Raw genomic sequence first — 16869 nt, 5'->3', positions numbered from 1 at the left:
TCGGCCGTTCGGTCGGATGTGGACGACCCTGTTAACGGACGCCTTACGGTTGGTGAGCGACGATGCGTGTGTGGAGGACATCACGTAGCCATGCGCCGCCCGTCAGAAACCATCGACATCGCACCCAACGACGTGCACCGCCCGACGGCGGGGTTCCTGCGACGCTTGCCGTCGCTGGGCCTGACTGTGCTCGGCATTGCCGCGGTGTTCGCGACGGCGACGGCGCTGACCTCTCCCACCGAACATCGCGCCGAGATCGGCCTGTGGATCGCCCCCGGCGCCCCGGCAAGCCTCGATGCGCTGGCGATCGCCCCGCTCGCCCAGTCGGCCGCGCTCAAGGAAGCGACGCTGACCGAGCTCGGCCGCCACCACCGGGAAGACCGGCTGCGCGCGGCGCTGCCCGCGCTGTCGCCGGCCGATCCGTTCGCCCGCTTCGGCGCGCTCATCGCGCCGCCGGCCCGCTCCTCCGACGAGCGCCTGATCGCCGGTCTGTCGCGCCGCCTTGCGGTCGACGCCACCAGCCGCACGACGCTGGTCGTCTCCGTCACGGCCCGGGACGCCACCATCGCGGCCGATGCCGCCGGCGCCTTCGCCAACGACCTTTCCAACCGCCTCGAAGCCGCCCTCGGCGCCAATTCGCCGGTCCGCGTGACCAGCCGGACGGTCGAGACCGTGTCGCGCTTCGATCCCGCGACGCTGGGCATCGCCGGCGTGTTCATGTTCGGCGTCGCCGCCTCCGCCGCCTTCAGCCGGAAGGGGCGGGGCAGCCTGAAGGTTCGCGCCCCGATGATGCCGGTGACCGCGTCGCTGCCGTCGGCCGGGGCGGAATGGATCGTTACCCGGCGCGCCACCGACCGCGACCGCTTCCCGCGCCGCATCGGCAGCAATCTTCACGACGAGGCTCTGTCGACCGCCGTCTGGCAGGCGCTGGCCTCCCGCCAGGAGGCGCCGAAGCGGCTGGTCGTCACCGGCACCCGCGCCGGCCGCCAGCATCTCGCCAGCAACCTCGCCGCCGAGGTCGCCCGCTCCGGCGGGCGCGCGCTCATTCTCGACCTCGCCAACGATCTCGCCGCATCGGCGGACACGATCCGCGCCGGCTTCCGCGATTTCGCCGCCGGCTCGGTGTCCTGCGACGCGGCGATCGTGCGCAACGCCTCCTCCGGCGTGCACTTCATGGCCAAGGGATTTGCCGCCGAGGGCGCCGACGAGCCGATGGCCGGCCACGAGGCGATCGCGGCGCTCGAGGCCGCCTACGACCTGCTGATCATCCTCGCCGACGAGACCAGCGACACCGATCCGCTCGAGGCGACCGCCTACGAGGGGGCCGTGGCCCTGCTGGTCGCGCACCGGGCCGATTCGCGCATCTGGCCGCGCCTCGACCGGCTGACCGCCTGCGGCATCGCCGACGCGCTGCTCTGCCCGCTCGACCCCGGCACCTCGTCCGTCGACCTCGTCTGATCCCCGAAAGAAAGTGAGCCGGCGCCGCGGCGTTGCCGCGGGCGCTACTGCACGTCCGGGTCCGGCCGCGCCATCCAGCGAATCAGCAGGCCGGCGGGGATGACCCAGACCAGCCCGGCGATGCCGTAGAAGATCGTCTGCACCAGCGTGGACGCGCTGGAGACGAAGGTCGCGCCCATCAGCATGGCGAACAGGGCGTAGACGACCACGAAGATCGCCATCACGGTCGTTCCGATCAGCTTGCGGATGTTCTGGCTCATGATCGGTCCTGCGCGTCCTGCGTGAGAGTGGGGCCCGCCGGGGCGGGCATCGTCGTGGGTTACATCGCGCGTTCCGGACGCGCCGCCTCTGCGTCCGGTGGACGCAGCCGGCCGGGATCGTTGCGGTCATCGGGCCCGAGTGTTCTATATCCCCGATCAGTTTCCACGGCGAGTTGGCGGCCAATGTCCGAAAGCAGCCTACCTTCCGAGCAGCCGATGCGGGCAGCGCCCGCGATCCGCGCCTGGCTCCTCTGCGTGGCGGCGCTGATCGTCCTGATGATCGTCGTGGGCGGCGCGACCCGGCTCACCAATTCCGGCCTCTCGATCACCGAGTGGAAGCCGATCCACGGGCTGATCCCGCCGCTCAGCCAGGCCCAGTGGCAGGAGGAGTTCGCCAAGTACCAGACGATCCCCGAGTACCAGCTCATCAACAAGGGCATGAGCCTCGACGCGTTCAAGGGGATCTTCTGGTGGGAGTGGGCCCACCGCTTCCTCGGCCGGTTCATCGGCGTGGCGTTCTTCCTGCCGATGGTGTGGTTCTGGGCGCGCGGGCAGGTGCCCGGCTGGCTCAAGCCGCGCCTCGTGGGCCTGCTCTGCCTCGGCGGCCTGCAGGGAGCGGTCGGCTGGTGGATGGTGGCCTCGGGCCTCGTCGACCGGGTCGACGTCAGCCAGTACCGGCTGGCGATCCACCTGACGCTTGCCTGCATCATCCTGGCGGCCATCGTGTGGACCGCCGAAAGCATGCGGATCCGGGTCGCCGCGCGGCTGGACCCGCTGCCGGGCGGGTTGCGGGCGACGGCGCGCACCGGCCTCGGGCTGGTGCTGCTGCAGATCTTCCTGGGCGGGCTGGTCGCCGGCCTCGACGCCGGCATGGTCTACAACACCTGGCCGCTGATGGACGGCGCGCTGATCCCGTCCGGGCTGCTGTTCCAGGATCCCTGGTGGATCAACGCGTTCGAGAACACGCTGACGGTCCAGTTCGACCACCGGCTGGTGGCCTACGTCCTGCTGGCCTTCGCGGTCTTCCAGTGGTGGCTGGCGCGCCGGCTCGCGCCGGAGTCCAACGCGGCGCGCCGGGCCGGGATCTTCGCCGCCCTGGTGGTGTTCCAGGCGCTGCTCGGCATCACCACGCTGCTGGCGGTGGTGCCGCTGGAGCTCGGGCTGGCCCACCAGTTCATCGCCGCGGTGGTGCTGTGGGCGGCCGTCGTCCACGCCCGCTGGACCACGGCGGAGACGGGCGCCGCCGCGGCGTCGGGCCTAACCGCGGAAAGCGAAGTCCCCTCGCGGGCTTAACGCCGCCCGCCAAGCCTCTGCATCGACAAAAGAAAACCCCGGACGGCGATTGCCGTCCGGGGTCTGGATGACGTCTCGGGTCGCGGGGCCCGACGGGCGCCGCGCCGGCTTCGTCAGTGCGACAGCGCCTGATCGAGGTCGGCGATGATGTCGTTCACGTCCTCGATGCCGATCGACAGGCGCACCACGTCCGGTCCCGAGCCGGCGGCGACCTTCTGCTCGTCGGTGAGCTGGCGATGCGTGGTCGACGCGGGGTGGATGATCAGCGAGCGCGTGTCGCCGATGTTGGCGAGGTGCGAGAACAGCTTCACGTTCGAGACGAGCCCGATACCGGCCTCGTAGCCGCCCTTCAGGCCGAAGGTGAACACCGCGCCGGCGCCCTTCGGGCAGTAGCGATTCGCCATCTCGTGGTACTTGTCGCCCGGCAGCCCCGGATAGCTCACCCATTCCACCGCCGGATGGCTGTCGAGGAATTCGGCGACCTTCTGGGCGTTGTCGGAGTGGCGCTGCATGCGCAGCGGCAGCGTCTCGATGCCGGTCAGGATCAGGAAGGCGTTGAACGGCGACAGGGCCGGCCCGAGGTCGCGCAGGCCGAGGACGCGGCAGGCGATCGCGAAGGCGAAGTTGCCGAACGTCTCGTGCAGCACCATGCCCTGGTACTCCGGGCGCGGCTCCGACAGCATCGGATAGCGGCCGTCGCGGGACCAGTCGAAGGTGCCGCCGTCGACGATCAGTCCGCCGATCGAGTTGCCGTGGCCGCCGAGGAACTTGGTCGCCGAATGCACGATGATGTCGGCGCCGTGCTCGAACGGCCGGATCAGGTAGGGGGTGGCCATCGTGTTGTCGACGATGAGCGGCACGCCGGCCCGGCGCGCGATGTCGGCGATCGCGGCGATGTCGACGACGACGCCGCCGGGGTTGGCGATCGATTCGATGAAGATCGCCTTGGTCTTCGGTGTGATGGCCGCTTCGAACGACGCCACGTCGTCGGGATCGGCCCACACGACGTTCCAGCCGAAGTTCTTGTAGGAGTGGGTGAACTGGTTGATCGAGCCACCGTAGAGCTTGCGCGACGCGACGAACTCGTCGCCCGGCTGCATCAGGGCGTGGAAGACCAGCATCTGGGCGGCGTGGCCCGAGGCGACGCCGAGGCCCGCCGTGCCGCCTTCCAGCGCCGCGATGCGCTCTTCCAGGACGGCGACCGTCGGGTTGGTGATGCGGCTGTAGATGTTGCCGAAGGCCTGCAGGCCGAACAGCGACGCGGCGTGGTCGACGTCGTCGAAGACGAACGAGGTCGTCTGATAGATCGGCGTCGCGCGGGCGCCGGTGGTCGGATCGGGCTGGGCGCCGGCGTGGATGGCGAGCGTCGAGAAGCCAGGCTCGTGGGCGTCGGTCATGTGTTCTTTCCCCCCTGCGTGATTGGTGGCGACGAACGGCCGCGTTCAGGGAGGCGGCCGACAGCATGGGATGTTGTCGCCCATGCCCGGCGCCGGGTCAAAGGCGATTGTCGCCGCGAGGCCCGCTGACGGGGGCACGGCGTTGCCGCGCGGACGGGGGCGGAGGGAACGGCGTTTCGGTCGCCGGATGGCCTGTTCGGCGGGCGTCCCGGCCCGCGGGCGGGGCGTGGCCGGCCGCCGGTTGCAATCGAAACTTCACAAAACCGTCCGGTGCGTGTCGCCATCGCACGCGATAGTGTCCGCGAGGATCCTGTTCAACCGGAGACAAGCCATGATGAAACTCGGACTAGCTGCGATTGCAGTCGCCCTTGCGCTCGCGCCCACGCTGGCCCCGGCCCAGACCGCCGGCGAGACGCCGCTCACCTACGGGGTTCGGCCGTTCTACCTGATCGACAAGCTGCCCGACGGTGCGCTCAAGGAGAAGCTCGCGGCCTGTTCGATGCAGACGCCGACGCGGACCACGTTCAGCATCGGCCATCGCGGTGCGCCGCTGCAGTTTCCCGAGCACTCCGTGCAGTCGAACCTCGCCGCCGCGCGCATGGGCGCTGGCGTCCTGGAGTGCGACGTCGCCTTCACCAAGGACGAGGAGCTGGTCTGCCGCCACGCGCAGAACGACCTGCACACCACCACCAACATCCTGGTGACCGACCTCGCCGAGAAGTGCACCACGCCGTTCTCGGCCGCCGCCGGTGACACGAAGGCGTCGGCCGAGTGCCGGACCTCCGACATCACGCTCGCCGAGTTCGAGACGCTGAAGCCGAAGATGGACGCGTCGGACGCGACGGCGACCACGGCCGAGGACTACCAGGGCGGCGTGCCGTCCTTCCGCACCACCGAATACGCCGACGGGGCGGAGCTGCTGACCCACAAGGAGTCCATCGAGCTCTTCAAGAGCCTCGGCGCGAAGTTCACGCCCGAGCTGAAGGACCCGGCGGTGGAGATGCCGTTCAACGGCTTCACCATGGACGACTACGCCCAGAAGCTGATCGACGAGTACAAGGCGGCGGGCATCCCGGCCTCCGACGTGTTCCCGCAGTCCTTCAATCTCGAGGTGATCAAGTACTGGGTCGCCAACGAGCCGGAATTCGGCGCGCAGGCGGTCTACCTGGTCGAGCCGGCGGATGACTGGGACGGCGCCGACCCGTCGACCTGGGAACACAGCCCGGCCGACATCGCCGACCTCGGCGTGAAGTATCTGGCCCCGTCCTTCAACATGCTGCTGGACGTCGATGCCGACGGCAAGATCGTCGCCTCCGACTATGCGAAGGCCGCGAAGGACGCCGGGCTGAAGCTGATCACCTGGTCGCTGGAGCGTTCGGGCCCGCTGGCCACCGGCGGCGGCTGGTACTTCAACTCCATCACCGACGCGATCGACTCCGACGCCGACTACTACGTCGTGCTCGACGCGCTGGCCCAGGATGTCGGCGTGGTCGGCGTGTTCTCCGACTGGCCGGCGACGGTCACCTACTACGCCAACTGCTTCGGCCTCTGATCGGCCCGACGGGTCTGGACATGAAGGAGGGCGGCCCCGGCGGGCCGCCCTTTTTCGTGGGCGGGGGGCCGAGCTGACCGAACCGAACCGAACCTGGATCGGACCGGAAGCCATCCCCGATCGATCGGTGCGTGGAGCCGGCCGGATGAGAGCCTAGTCGTCCTCGCCGAGCCCGAGATGCTGGACACCCTGCATGAGCGCCGGCCGCCGCGAGGAAATCTGCCGCGAATTGACGCCGCTCCACGAGATTTCACCGGACAGCCGCGCGTACTCGATCTTCGGACAGCGGTTCATCACGACGGTGATGCCGGCGGCTTCCGCCTTGGCGGCGGCGTCGTCGTGGCGGATGCCGAGCTGCATCCAGATGACGCTCGGCCGCCGGGGCAGCGCGAGGATCTCGTCGACGACGGCAGGGACGGCGTCCGAGCGGCGGAAGATGTCCACCATGTCGATCGGCTCGGTGACCGCATCGAGCGACTGGTAGACGGTCTGGTCGAGGATCTTCTGGCCGGCCTTGCCGGGGTTGATGGGAAACACCCGATAGCCCTTCGCCAGCAGGTACTTCTGGACGAGGAAGGACGGCCGGATGGGATTGTCGCTGGCGCCGACGACCGCGATCGTCGAGACCGATTGCAGGACCGCCCGGATGTAGCCGTTGGGATAGCGGTCGTGGTTCACGTGCGGCGGGTGGTCAGGGGTCTGATCCATCGTTGCCTTCAGCGTCCTTCCCAGACGGGATCGCGCTTGTCGACGAACGCGGTCAATCCCTCCTGACCGTCGTGGGTGAGGAGATTGTCGACCATCACGGTCGAGCAATGGGCATAGGCGTCCTTCAGGCCCTTCTCGATCTGGGCGTAGTAGGCCTCCTTGCCAATCTTCAGGACGAGCGGCGACTTGGTCGCGACCCTGGCCGCGAGCGCCATGGTCTCCTCCGTCAGCCGCTCCTCCGGCACCACGTGGTTGACCAGCCCGATGCGCTCGGCGCGCTCGGCGGAGATGAGGTCGCCGGTGATCAGCATTTCCAGCGCCGCCTTGCGGTCGACCACCCGCGACAGCGGCACCATGGGGGTCGAGCAGAACAGGCCGAAGGTGACGCCGGTGGTGCCGAAGCGCGCGCCCTCGGCCGCAACCGCCATGTCGCAGGCCGCGACGAGCTGGCAGCCGGCCGCGGCGGCGACGGTGCGCACCTCGGCGATGATCGGGCGCGGGTTGCGCGCGATCCCGTACATCAGCTCGGAGCACTGGTCGAAGAGCGCCTGGAAATAGGCGCGTCCGCCGTCGGCGTCGCCGTAGCGCGCCGTCATGGCCTTGAGGTCGTGGCCGGCGGAGAAGGCCGGGCCGTCGCCGGCGATCACGACGCAGCGGATGCCGTCGTCCTCGGCCGCCCGCTTGAGGGCCGCGTCGAGGCTGGTCATCATGTCGATGGTCAGGAGGTTGCGGCGCCGGACGTCGCTCAGGGTCAGCCGGCGGACGTGCCCTTCGGTTTCCTCGCGGACGAGCGCGTCGCCGGTCGCGAGACCCGCCTCACTCGCCTGTGGGTGCGCACTCATGACTTCCGCTCCCTGTTCGCGGACTCGGGCGTCGGGCCGGCTTCCTCCAGCGACCCGCGCCACCGCTTTGCCCGACGGTGCCCCGGAACCGCGATCGTTGCAATATGGTGCCGACCACGTGCAGGTGAGGGGCCTCGGCAGGGGGCGGAGGGGATCCCGTCTCGCCGCGGTTGCGCGCGCGGCCGGGTTCGCCCAGAAAGTCGCCGGGATCGAACAGGAGAGACGGATGAAGACGGCCGGCGAGATCGCTGACTTCCTGGCGCGGGAATTCCCGGCGGTGTTCGGACCCGACCGTGGCTGCACCGTCGACCTCGCCGAGGACGGGCGCGCGATCTGCAGGCTGGTGCCGACTCGCGACCACCTGCGGCCCGGCGACATCGTCTCGGGCCCGACGATGATGATGCTGGCCGACGCGACCGCCTACGTCGCGCTGCTCTCCATCTATCCGCGCGCCATCCATGCGGTCACCACCAACCTCACCATCAACTTCCTGAGGTCGATGAAGGCCACCGATCCGATCGTGGCGGAGTGCACGGTGATCAAGTCCGGAAAGCGGCTTGCGGTGATCACCTGCGAGATGCGCAGCGAGCTGACGAGCGAGCCGGCGGCGCACGTGGTGATGACCTACTCGCTGCCGCCGGCATCCTGATCGGCGGTATCATGATACCAACAATGCAAGCTTATGTTTTTAAGGCATGTTTTGGTGCACGTGTGGCTTGACGGGCGCGCGGAACCGGCCTATGTCAGCGCCCACTCGCACGAAACCTCTGTCGACCCGACGGTGGGCGCTCGCGCCTTCCGCCCCGACGGGTTTTCGCCGACGAGACAGGTTTCAGATCAATCCGTGTTCGGCCGATCCTGACACGAGGTCGATCCAGGAAGGGTAATGCAATGAAAACTCCCTCGGTCAAACCGGCCGAAGTCGTCAAGGGCTGGATCGTGATCGATGCCGCCGACCTCGTGGTCGGCCGCCTCGCTTCCATCGTGGCCAACCGGCTTCGCGGCAAGCACAAGGCGATCTACACGCCTCACGTCGACTGCGGCGACAACGTCATCATCGTCAACGCCGAGAAGGTGCGTCTGACGGGCCGCAAGTACGAGCAGAAGAAGTACTACTGGCACACCGGCTATCCGGGCGGCATCAAGGAGCGCACCGCGCGTGCGACCATCGAGGGCCGGTTCCCGGAGCGCGTCGTCGAGGCGGCCGTCCGCCGGATGATCCCGCGCGGCCCGCTCGGTCGCCAGCAGTTCAAGAACCTGCACGTCTATGCCGGTCCCGACCATCCCCACGAGGCCCAGAAGCCCGAGGTGCTGGACGTTGCCGCGATGAACACCAAGAACCACAGGGAAGCGTAATGTCCGATCAGCTTCAGTCTCTCGAAGAGCTCGGATCGGCCCTCGGCGGCGAAGACGCCGCGGCTGAGATCCAGCACCCGGTTCACGTCCAGAAGCTCGACGCCCATGGCCGCGCCTACGCGACCGGCAAGCGCAAGGACGCGGTCGCCCGCGTCTGGCTGCGTCCGGGCACCGGCAAGATCGTCATCAACAAGAAGGACTTCACGGCGTACTTCGCCCGTCCGGTCCTTCAGATGGTGCTGCGTCAGCCGATCGTCGCCGCCGACCGCGACGGCCAGTTCGACGTCGTCGCGACGGTGTCGGGCGGCGGTCTCTCCGGCCAGGCCGGTGCCGTCCGTCACGGCATCTCCAAGGCGCTGACCTACTACGAGCCGGAACTGCGCGGCGTGCTCAAGCGCGGCGGCTTCCTGACCCGCGACTCGCGCGTCGTCGAGCGCAAGAAGTACGGCCGGGCCAAGGCTCGCCGGAGCTTCCAGTTCTCCAAGCGCTGAGTTCAGCCTTTCGCCTCCGCGGTTCGCCGCGCAGGCAACGCCTCTGCAAGCCGCTCGGACCTTCCGGTCCGGGCGGTTTTTGTTTGTGTGGAGGGTGGTGGAGCTGGCGGCCGGGCGAGGGGCAGTCCGGGGCAGCGGCCCCGAGGCGCACGACGACCGACGCCCGACGCCTGTTCACGCCGGCCCGAGGGCCGGCGTCCGGTTCGCGGACCCGGAACGGCCGGGCAGGGCGCGCGGCGTGCGCGCCATCGGCGCTGTGCTCAGGTCTTGATGTCGTCCGCGTCGTACTCGGCGCGCTCGAAGATCCGTTCCTCTTCCATGTAGCGGTCGAACTTGTCCTGGCTGAGCTTGCAGGAGAGCGCGTGCCGGAACGACCCGATCGCCAGGATGATGATGAGCAGCTGGTCCCATCCGAAGGGGATGATCCCCAGGCCATTGCCGAAATGGCCGAGCAGCGAGATGACCGCGATGCCGATCAGGTAGGGCACCAGCCACATGGCCTCGCGCAGATCCAGATCCATCTTGGTCTCGCGGGAGACACCCCAGCGCCCCACGGCGAACCAGATGAAGCCGGCGAGCAGCGCCAGCCCGAGCCGCCAGATCGTGTCCCAGCCGCTCCAGTAGACCACCAGCGTGGCGACCACGAAGGCGGCGCCGGCCGTCAGCGTGACGGCGGGGACCTTGAACGAGCGGGCATGGTTGGGCAGCAGCGAGCGCAGCGCCACCACAGCGATCGGCCCGACGATGAAGGACAGGACGATCGCCGCGCCGTTGAGGGCGATGATCTCGCTGAACGGCATGATGATGAAGAACAGCGAGGAGACGACGAAGTTGAGGAGCAGCGCCCGCAGCGGCACGCCGCGGTTGGAGATCTCCAGGAACAGCCGCGGGAACATGCCGTTCTGGGCCAGCGCCAGCGCCAGACGTCCGTTGGAGCCGGAGGAGACGAGGCCGGCCGCGAACGTCGACGTCACAGCGCCGACGTTGAGCAGGCTGACCAGCCACAGCATGCCGATCGCCGAGGCGATCGCGGCCATCGGGCCGAGCTCGTGGCCGAGCGACAGCTTGCTCCAGCCGCCGGCCAGCTCGCCCGGCTGCACGGCGCCGATGAAGGCGGTCTGCAGCAGGGTGTAGAGCACGAAGGCGATGGCGACGGCGAGGATCAGCGCGGCCGGGATGGTGAACTTGGGGTTCTTCGCCTCGCCGGCCATGTCGATGGCGTGGCGGAAGCCGATGAAGGCGAAGATGACGCCGCCGCTGGAGACCGCCGCGAGGATGCCCTGCAGGCCGTAGGGCGCGAACCCGCCGGTGGCGACGTCGGTGAAGTTTCCGCGGTCGAAGATGGTGACCATGATCATGCCGGCCAGGATCAGCGGGATGCCGAGCTTGGCCCAGGTGAGGGTGGAGTTCAGGTAGGCGAAGAACTTCACGCCGATGGCGTTGATGATGGTGAAGACCAGGAGCAGCGCGGTGCAGATGGCGACGCCCCAGACCGAGAGGTCCTGGTTTGCGCCGACGTAGAGCCAGCTGGCGTGGGGGGCGAGGTAGTGCATCATCGCCTCGACCTCTATCGGGGCGGTGGTGTTGTAGCCGACCCAGGCGGACCAGCCCATGGCGATGGAGACGACGTTGCCGTGGCTGAACTGCGGGACGCGCGCGATGCCGCCGGGGACCGGCAGCATGGCGGAGATCTCGGCGAAGGTGATGGCCAGGAGCAGCATGGCGATGGCGCCGATGCCCCAGGAGATCAGCGACGCCGGACCCGCGTACTGGCTTGCCTGGAGGGGCGCGAACAGCCAGCCCGATCCGATCATGCCGCTGATCGCGACGAAGGTGAGACCGATCAGGCCGATCTCGCGCTTCATGTGATGCATGCCATCCCCCCGCGTGTGGACCGGCCTTCATGGATGCCGGCACTGAACACTGAAAGCCCCTGCGGCGACCGTACGCGGATTCCGGGACGCCGTCAGGGTTGCAACGGCCTCAATCGCCAGAAAAAGCACGGCCGGCGCAGCGCTCCGGTTGCATGGCGTTGTCGATCCCGGGCAAAGCCGCTACATGGAGCGCGTTATTCGCTCGATGGCGCAGAGACCTTCAGATGGCCGATCCTTCGCTGCCGCGGCCGACCGACAACGCCTTCCTCGGCACGTCGGTCTACGGCGGTTCCCATGAGGCGACGTACGCCGGCGTGACGTCGTTCATGCGGCGGCGGCTGACGCGCGACCTCGACGGGGTGGACCTGGTGGTCTGGGGCATCCCGTTCGACGGCGCCGTGTCGAACCGGCCGGGGGCGCGTTTCGGGCCGCAGGCGGTGCGGCGCGCCTCGGCGATCTTCGACGGCGACCCGCAGTATCCGTTCAAGGCCGATCCGTTCGAGACGCTGGCGGTCGTCGACTACGGCGACTGCGCGCTGGATTTCGGCTTCCACACGGAAGTGCCCCAGCAGATCGAGACCCAGGCGGGCGCTATCCTCGACCGGGGCTGCCATCTGTTCTCCATCGGCGGCGACCATTTCGTCACGCTGCCGCTGCTCAGGGCGCACGCGGCGCGGCACGGGCCGCTCGGGCTGGTGCAGTTCGACGCCCACCAGGACACCTGGCCCGACAAGGAAGGCCGCATCGACCACGGCAGCTTCGTCGCGCGGGCCGTCCGGGAGGGGATCGTCGATCCGGCCCGGTCGATCCAGGTCGGCATCCGCACCCATGCGCCGGAGACGTGCGGCATCGAGATCATCGACGGCGACGAGGTCGCCCGGCTCGGGTGCGCGGCGGTGACCGAGCGGATCCTGGCGCGGGTCGGCGTCGGCGCCGCCTACATGACCTTCGACATCGACTGCCTGGATCCGGCGTTCGCGCCCGGCACCGGCACCCCGGTGGCCGGCGGTCTGTCGAGCCGGGAGGCGCTGCTGATCCTGCGCGGGATCGGCTCGCTCGACTTCGTCGGCGGCGACGTGGTGGAGGTCGCGCCGCCGTACGACCACTCCGACATCACGGCGATCGCGGCGGCAACGGTTGCGATGTCCTACGTCGGGCTTTACGCCGAGCGACGACGACACGAGGGTGCGCCGGCCGCCTGAGGTCCGTTCGCGCCATCGGCTCTCCCGGCGGGGGAGCTTTTCGGCGGCTGCGCACCCGCTCCAGCCATTCTCGTCCCGACATTCCCTTTCCGGCGCCCGCGCGCGGGCGCACTGCCTCAAGGAGGCCACCCATGTCCAAGTCCATCAACGTCGCCATCCTCGGCGCCTCCGGCTACACCGGTTCCGAACTCGTCCGGCTGCTGCTGCGGCATCCCGACTTCCGCATCGCCGCGCTGTCGGCGGACAGCAAGGCCGGCCGCTCCATGGCCGAGGTGTTCCCCCAGTTCGCCGGCGTGGCGCTGCCGCAGCTACAGAAGATCGAGGAGATCGACCTCGACGCCATCGACGCGGTGTTCGCCGCGCTGCCGCACGGCACCACCCAGTCGGTGATCGCCGACGTGCTGTCGCGGAAGCCTGGCCTGAAGATCGTCGACCTGTCGGCCGATTTCCGGCTCGCCGATCTCGACGCCTACGCGGAATGGTACGGCCATCCGCATAAGGCGCCGGAGCTGCAGACCGAAGCCGTCTACGGCCTCGTCGAGGTGCACCGGGAGGCCATCCGCGGCGCCCGGCTGGTGGCCAACCCCGGCTGCTACACCACCACTGCCGAGCTGCCGATCATCGCGCTTCTCGAGGCCGGCGCCATCGATCCGGACGAGATCGTCATCGACGCGAAGACCGGCATGACCGGCGCCGGGCGGGCGGCGAAGGAGGGCATGCTGTTCTCCGAGGTGTCGGAAGGCATCCACGCCTACGGCGTCGGCAAGCACCGGCACATGGCGGAGCTCGACCAGGAGTTCTCGGCCGCCGCCGGGCGGGAGGTGAAGGCCACCTTCACGCCGCACCTGGCGCCGATGAACCGGGGCATCTACGCGACCATCTACGTCCGCGCGGAAGGCAGCATCGATGCCGCCGGCCTGCACGAGATCCTGAGCCGGCGCTATGCCGACGAGGCGTTCGTCACGGTGCTTCCGTTCGGGGAGGTGCCGCAGTCGCGGCACGTGCGCGGGTCGAACATGGTGCAGCTCGGCGTGGTCGCCGACCGGCGGCCCGGCCGGGCCATCGTGATCTCGACCCTCGACAACCTCGTCAAGGGCGCCTCCGGCCAGGCGGTCCAGAACATGAACCTGATCCTCGGCCTGCCGGAGACCACCGGGCTCGAGCAGATCGCGCTGTTCCCGTAAGGGCGCAGGGACCATCCGACGACGACGGCCGGGAGGGGCGGGACCTCTCCCGGCGGTCAGAGGTGCTGGGCGCGCTCGCCGTCGTTGTCGACGAGCACGTAGATGCCGGCGACCAGGACGGTGATGTAGAAGCGGAACGCCGCCTCCTGACCGTTCCAAATCTCCGACTGCCACATGGCGAACCACTCGCCGCCGATCGCCATGAACCCCACGAACCAGGTGAGGAAGCCGAGCGTCACGCCGACGGCGGTGAACGACTTGGCGCGCTGGAAGGCGGCCTTGGACGCGGTGACCGAGCGCGCCATCATCACGGTTGCCACGACGAAGGCGAGGCAGGTGAGGCCTTCGGCCAGGATGATCAGCGCGTAGGCCGTGCGCTGGGCCTCCTCGCTGCGGATGGCCCGCCATTTCACGGTCGAGTCGGGAAGGATCGTGTCCATGGCGAGCACGTGGTGCATGAACATCCAGTTGCTGCCGTAATCGGTCAGGTTTCCGAACGTGACGAGAAACGCGAACACCGCGAGCCCCGCCGTCAGAACCACCTTGGAAATCCTCAGCAGTATCATCCCGCCACTCCAATCCTTCCGCTCGACGGGCCCGGGGTCCTGCGCGTCTCCGGGCTGGCTGCGCAGTCCAGCATGACGTGTCCGCGGCAACTGCGATCTGCGTCACGCGGGCGCGCATTGCATGGATCATGCCTGCCGCAACGATGCTCCAGACCGGGCCCGGTGATCAACGCCCGCGTGACGGGCGGCGCGGAAGCGGAGCGGGGCGAGACCCCGCGCCGGCCACCGTCCGGGATGTCTCAGCAGGGCGGATCGGCGCAGCATGGCGGACCGCCCGGGGCAGGCGCGTCAAGCTGAAAAGTCTGCGCCAAGTGACTGATGGAAAAGCCGTATCGCTCGTGGAGGCGCGTCAGTAACGCACCTTCACGAAGCGGCCGGGAGCGTCCTCGATCGGGTTGAAGGCGTCGCCGCCCGGCTTGCGGGCCGGCACCTCGTCGCCGATGGCGTGATCATCCATCCACGCCACCCAGTCGGTCCACCAGGAGCCGGGGTGCTCGGTCGCCTTCTCGACCCAGCTCTCGAAGTCGCCTTCGACCGGCGGGCCCGCCCAGTACTGGTACTTGTTCTTCGCCGGCGGGTTCACCACCCCGGCGATGTGGCCCGATCCCGCCAGCGTGTAGCGCACGTCGCCGCCGAAGTGGCGCGAGCCCTCGTAGACCGAGCGGGCAGGGGCGATGTGGTCTTCCCGGGTGGCGAGATTGTAGACGGGGATCTTCACGTCGCCGAGGCTGACCGGGACGCCGCCGATGGAGAGCTCGCCCTTGGTCAGCCGGTTCTCCAGATAGAACTGGCGCAGGTAGAACGAGTGGTTGGCCGCCGGCATGCGGGTGGAATCGGAGTTCCAGTAGAGCAGGTCGAACGGGAACGGCTCCTGGCCCTTGATGTAGTTGTTGACCACGTACGGCCAGATCAGGTCGTTGGAGCGCAGCATGTTGAAGGCCGAGGCCATGCGCTCGCCCTCCAGGTAGCCCTTTTCCCGCATCCGCTCCTCGAGCGCCTGCAGCCGCTCCGGATCGACGAACACCTTCAGGTCGCCGGCGTGGGTGAAGTCCACCTGGGTGGCGAGAAAGGTCACCGTATCGGCGCGGGTGTCGCCGGTCGCCGCCATGTAGGCGAGGGTGACGCCGGTCAGCGTGCCGCCGACGCAGTAGCCGATGACGTCGATCTTGTCCTCGCCGGTGGCCTTCTGGACGAGGTCGAAGGTCTCCAGGATCCCCTCGCGCATGTAGTCCTCGAAGGTCTTCTCGGCGAGCTTCTCGTCCGGATTGACCCAGGAGACCACGAACACCGTGTAGCCTTGGTCGACCATGTACTTGATGAAGGATTTTTCCGGCGTCAGGTCGAGGATGTAGAACTTGTTGATCCACGGCGGCACGATGACGATCGGCTTGCGCTTCACCGTCTCCGTGGTGGGGTCGTACTGGATCAGCTGGCGGATGTCGTTTTCCGCGATCACCTTGCCCGGCGTGGTGGCCAGCGAGGTGCCGACGTCGAATCCCTCCAGCGTCGTCTGGCGGATGCGCAGCGTTCCGCCGCCGCGCTCGATGTCCTCGGCCAGCATCTTCATGCCGCGCACCAGGTTCTCGCCGTTGGAGGTGGCGGTGGCGCGCAGCAGCTCCGGGTTGGTCAGGATGAAGTTGGAGGGCGACAGCGCGTTGGCGAGCTGCCGCATGTAGAACTCCGCCTTGTGGCGGGTGTGCTCGTCGATGTCCTCGGCCTCGTCGACGAGGTTCTCCGCCCAGCGGCTGGTGACCAGATAGAGCTGCTTCAGGAAGTCGAAGAAGTTGTTCTCCGACCATTCCGGGTCCTTGAAGCGCTTGTCGCGCGGATCGGGGGCGGCGGCCGGCTCCGCTTCCTCGCCGGCCATGCGCTTCAGGGTCGAGTTCCAGACCGCCATGTAGCCGGTCCACAGGCGATTCTGGGCGTCCATGGCGCGCGTCGGGTCGGACAGCCAGTACTGGCCCACGTGCGACAGCGTCTTGACCCAGTCGTTGATCTCGTCCCCATAGTCGGCCTTGACCGTGCCCTTCTCGATCGGCTCGAGATAGGCGGCGAGCGCCTTGCCGCCCTGTTCCAGGACGCGCGCGAGGTTCTCCGCGAAGGTCTCGGGATTGTTGACGATGTACTGCAGGATCGGGTCGGGTCGTTTATCGTCCATAGGGCGTATCTTCCCCGGCGTGTCTGAATGGGCCATTCATGGATAGGCTTCGGGTGTGGCCCGGGCGTGACGTGCAGCCCACGAATCGAACGGATCGCGCCGACGCCGTCCTTTCGCCCCGCTTGGTCGAAATCCTACGCCAGATCATGACGGTCTGTACAACTTGAGGCGAGTGCAAAGCCTGCGCAATGGTGAGCAAATTTCCCAACGTTCCGTTCCATGTGTCGGCCGTCCTGGCCGGCACGCTTCTTCTGTCGACGCTCGCCGGCTGCTCCAGCCAGCCGGGCGCGCCGCTGATCGGCGCCAAGACCACGCCGCCGGTGCCGCATGCCACCACCGGGACCGCGGTCCTCAAGAACGGCTATCCGAATCCGCTGGTCGATCCGGTGACGGTGGAAGGGACGCCGCTGACCGCCGCCGAGCAGGTGCAGCTGCAGACCGACCTGGAGGCCGAGCGTGAGGCGGCCAAGGCACGCGCCAACTTCTGAGGCGGGGCCCGGCTGCGCCGGGCTTCCGGGCCCGGATCGC

The 16869-nt window shown here is 68.5% G+C and carries 16 protein-coding genes; 9 read left to right on the top strand and 7 right to left on the bottom strand.

Annotation, left to right across the window (positions count from 1 at the left end):
* The first annotated feature begins 90 nt into the window (after nucleotides 1-90).
* Entirely contained in the window at nucleotides 91-1458 is a 1368-nt protein-coding gene (locus AB7M35_RS03330; protein WP_453957251.1) for a hypothetical protein, read from the top strand.
* Nucleotides 1459-1502: 44 nt separating this feature from the next.
* On the opposite strand, the gene AB7M35_RS03325 is transcribed toward AB7M35_RS03330, so the two are convergent.
* Nucleotides 1503-1718, bottom strand: a complete 216-nt coding sequence (locus tag AB7M35_RS03325) for a DUF2842 domain-containing protein (protein ID WP_453957249.1) — start codon at nucleotides 1716-1718, stop codon at nucleotides 1503-1505.
* Nucleotides 1719-1934: 216 nt separating this feature from the next.
* Between AB7M35_RS03325 and AB7M35_RS03320 the strand changes: the two genes are divergently transcribed.
* Nucleotides 1935-3011, top strand: coding sequence for a COX15/CtaA family protein (locus AB7M35_RS03320; protein ID WP_453957247.1), 1077 nt, complete (start codon nucleotides 1935-1937; stop codon nucleotides 3009-3011).
* A 113-nt stretch (nucleotides 3012-3124) separates the two neighbouring features.
* On the opposite strand, the gene AB7M35_RS03315 is transcribed toward AB7M35_RS03320, so the two are convergent.
* A complete protein-coding gene (locus tag AB7M35_RS03315; protein ID WP_453957245.1) occupies nucleotides 3125-4408 on the bottom strand; it encodes an O-acetylhomoserine aminocarboxypropyltransferase in 1284 nt (427 codons plus the stop codon).
* Between the two features lie 331 nt (nucleotides 4409-4739).
* On the opposite strand from AB7M35_RS03315, the gene AB7M35_RS03310 reads away from it, so the two are divergent.
* Nucleotides 4740-5960, top strand: a complete 1221-nt coding sequence (locus tag AB7M35_RS03310; protein ID WP_453957242.1) for a glycerophosphodiester phosphodiesterase family protein — start codon at nucleotides 4740-4742, stop codon at nucleotides 5958-5960.
* Nucleotides 5961-6113: 153 nt separating this feature from the next.
* On the opposite strand, the gene AB7M35_RS03305 is transcribed toward AB7M35_RS03310, so the two are convergent.
* Nucleotides 6114-6638: a CoA-binding protein gene (locus tag AB7M35_RS03305; protein ID WP_453960586.1), complete on the bottom strand. Its 525-nt coding sequence runs from the start codon at nucleotides 6636-6638 to the stop codon at nucleotides 6114-6116.
* Between the two features lie 38 nt (nucleotides 6639-6676).
* Nucleotides 6677-7510 (bottom strand): enoyl-CoA hydratase, encoded by an 834-nt coding sequence (locus tag AB7M35_RS03300; RefSeq protein WP_453957240.1) that lies wholly within the window; start codon nucleotides 7508-7510, stop codon nucleotides 6677-6679.
* Between the two features lie 226 nt (nucleotides 7511-7736).
* Here AB7M35_RS03300 and AB7M35_RS03295 point away from each other — a divergent pair, with 226 nt between their 5' ends.
* The 3 genes from AB7M35_RS03295 (at nucleotide 7737) to rpsI (ending at nucleotide 9357) form a co-directional block, all read left to right on the top strand.
* Nucleotides 7737-8159: a PaaI family thioesterase gene (locus AB7M35_RS03295; RefSeq protein WP_453957238.1), complete on the top strand. Its 423-nt coding sequence runs from the start codon at nucleotides 7737-7739 to the stop codon at nucleotides 8157-8159.
* A gap of 242 nt (nucleotides 8160-8401) precedes the next feature.
* Nucleotides 8402-8866: a 50S ribosomal protein L13 gene (gene rplM, locus AB7M35_RS03290; protein ID WP_453957236.1), complete on the top strand. Its 465-nt coding sequence runs from the start codon at nucleotides 8402-8404 to the stop codon at nucleotides 8864-8866.
* Nucleotides 8866-9357: a 30S ribosomal protein S9 gene (gene rpsI / locus AB7M35_RS03285; protein ID WP_453957234.1), complete on the top strand. Its 492-nt coding sequence runs from the start codon at nucleotides 8866-8868 to the stop codon at nucleotides 9355-9357. Before rplM ends, rpsI begins: the two co-directional genes overlap by 1 nt.
* A 260-nt stretch (nucleotides 9358-9617) precedes the next feature.
* Here the strand turns inward: rpsI and AB7M35_RS03280 are convergent, their stop codons facing one another.
* Entirely contained in the window at nucleotides 9618-11231 is a 1614-nt protein-coding gene (locus tag AB7M35_RS03280) for an APC family permease (RefSeq protein ID WP_453957232.1), read from the bottom strand.
* A 224-nt stretch (nucleotides 11232-11455) separates the two neighbouring features.
* Between AB7M35_RS03280 and speB the strand changes: the two genes are divergently transcribed.
* Both speB and argC read left to right on the top strand, forming a co-directional pair.
* Entirely contained in the window at nucleotides 11456-12433 is a 978-nt protein-coding gene (gene speB, locus AB7M35_RS03275; RefSeq protein WP_453957230.1) for an agmatinase, read from the top strand.
* Nucleotides 12434-12564: 131 nt separating this feature from the next.
* On the top strand, nucleotides 12565-13617 hold the full coding sequence (argC, locus tag AB7M35_RS03270; protein WP_453957228.1) for an N-acetyl-gamma-glutamyl-phosphate reductase: 1053 nt from the start codon (nucleotides 12565-12567) through the stop codon (nucleotides 13615-13617).
* Between the two features lie 56 nt (nucleotides 13618-13673).
* Here the strand turns inward: argC and AB7M35_RS03265 are convergent, their stop codons facing one another.
* Nucleotides 13674-14183, bottom strand: a complete 510-nt coding sequence (locus AB7M35_RS03265) for a DUF2165 family protein (protein WP_453957226.1) — start codon at nucleotides 14181-14183, stop codon at nucleotides 13674-13676.
* 349 nt (nucleotides 14184-14532) lie between these two features.
* Nucleotides 14533-16341: a class I poly(R)-hydroxyalkanoic acid synthase gene (gene phaC / locus AB7M35_RS03260; RefSeq protein ID WP_453957224.1), complete on the bottom strand. Its 1809-nt coding sequence runs from the start codon at nucleotides 16339-16341 to the stop codon at nucleotides 14533-14535.
* Between the two features lie 188 nt (nucleotides 16342-16529).
* On the opposite strand from phaC, the gene AB7M35_RS03255 reads away from it, so the two are divergent.
* Nucleotides 16530-16829: a hypothetical protein gene (locus AB7M35_RS03255; RefSeq protein WP_453957222.1), complete on the top strand. Its 300-nt coding sequence runs from the start codon at nucleotides 16530-16532 to the stop codon at nucleotides 16827-16829.
* Nucleotides 16830-16869: the final 40 nt, after the last annotated feature.

Source organism: Amorphus suaedae (assembly GCF_053629675.1).
Note: the sequence above shows the minus strand (reverse complement) of the source record. Positions and strands in the feature narration are given on the sequence as shown.

Bases quoted from the DNA above. Each gene is read 5' to 3' on its own strand.
- AB7M35_RS03330 (WP_453957251.1), top strand. From the start codon at position 91: ATGCGCCGCCCGTCAGAAACCATCGACATCGCACCCAACGACGTGCAC.
- AB7M35_RS03325 (WP_453957249.1), bottom strand. From the start codon at position 1,718: ATGAGCCAGAACATCCGCAAGCTGATCGGAACGACCGTGATGGCGATC.
- AB7M35_RS03320 (WP_453957247.1), top strand. From the start codon at position 1,935: ATGCGGGCAGCGCCCGCGATCCGCGCCTGGCTCCTCTGCGTGGCGGCG.
- AB7M35_RS03315 (WP_453957245.1), bottom strand. From the start codon at position 4,408: ATGACCGACGCCCACGAGCCTGGCTTCTCGACGCTCGCCATCCACGCC.
- AB7M35_RS03310 (WP_453957242.1), top strand. From the start codon at position 4,740: ATGATGAAACTCGGACTAGCTGCGATTGCAGTCGCCCTTGCGCTCGCG.
- AB7M35_RS03300 (WP_453957240.1), bottom strand. From the start codon at position 7,510: ATGAGTGCGCACCCACAGGCGAGTGAGGCGGGTCTCGCGACCGGCGAC.
- AB7M35_RS03295 (WP_453957238.1), top strand. From the start codon at position 7,737: ATGAAGACGGCCGGCGAGATCGCTGACTTCCTGGCGCGGGAATTCCCG.
- rplM (WP_453957236.1), top strand. From the start codon at position 8,402: ATGAAAACTCCCTCGGTCAAACCGGCCGAAGTCGTCAAGGGCTGGATC.
- rpsI (WP_453957234.1), top strand. From the start codon at position 8,866: ATGTCCGATCAGCTTCAGTCTCTCGAAGAGCTCGGATCGGCCCTCGGC.
- AB7M35_RS03280 (WP_453957232.1), bottom strand. From the start codon at position 11,231: ATGCATCACATGAAGCGCGAGATCGGCCTGATCGGTCTCACCTTCGTC.
- speB (WP_453957230.1), top strand. From the start codon at position 11,456: ATGGCCGATCCTTCGCTGCCGCGGCCGACCGACAACGCCTTCCTCGGC.
- argC (WP_453957228.1), top strand. From the start codon at position 12,565: ATGTCCAAGTCCATCAACGTCGCCATCCTCGGCGCCTCCGGCTACACC.
- AB7M35_RS03265 (WP_453957226.1), bottom strand. From the start codon at position 14,183: ATGATACTGCTGAGGATTTCCAAGGTGGTTCTGACGGCGGGGCTCGCG.
- phaC (WP_453957224.1), bottom strand. From the start codon at position 16,341: ATGGACGATAAACGACCCGACCCGATCCTGCAGTACATCGTCAACAAT.
- AB7M35_RS03255 (WP_453957222.1), top strand. From the start codon at position 16,530: ATGGTGAGCAAATTTCCCAACGTTCCGTTCCATGTGTCGGCCGTCCTG.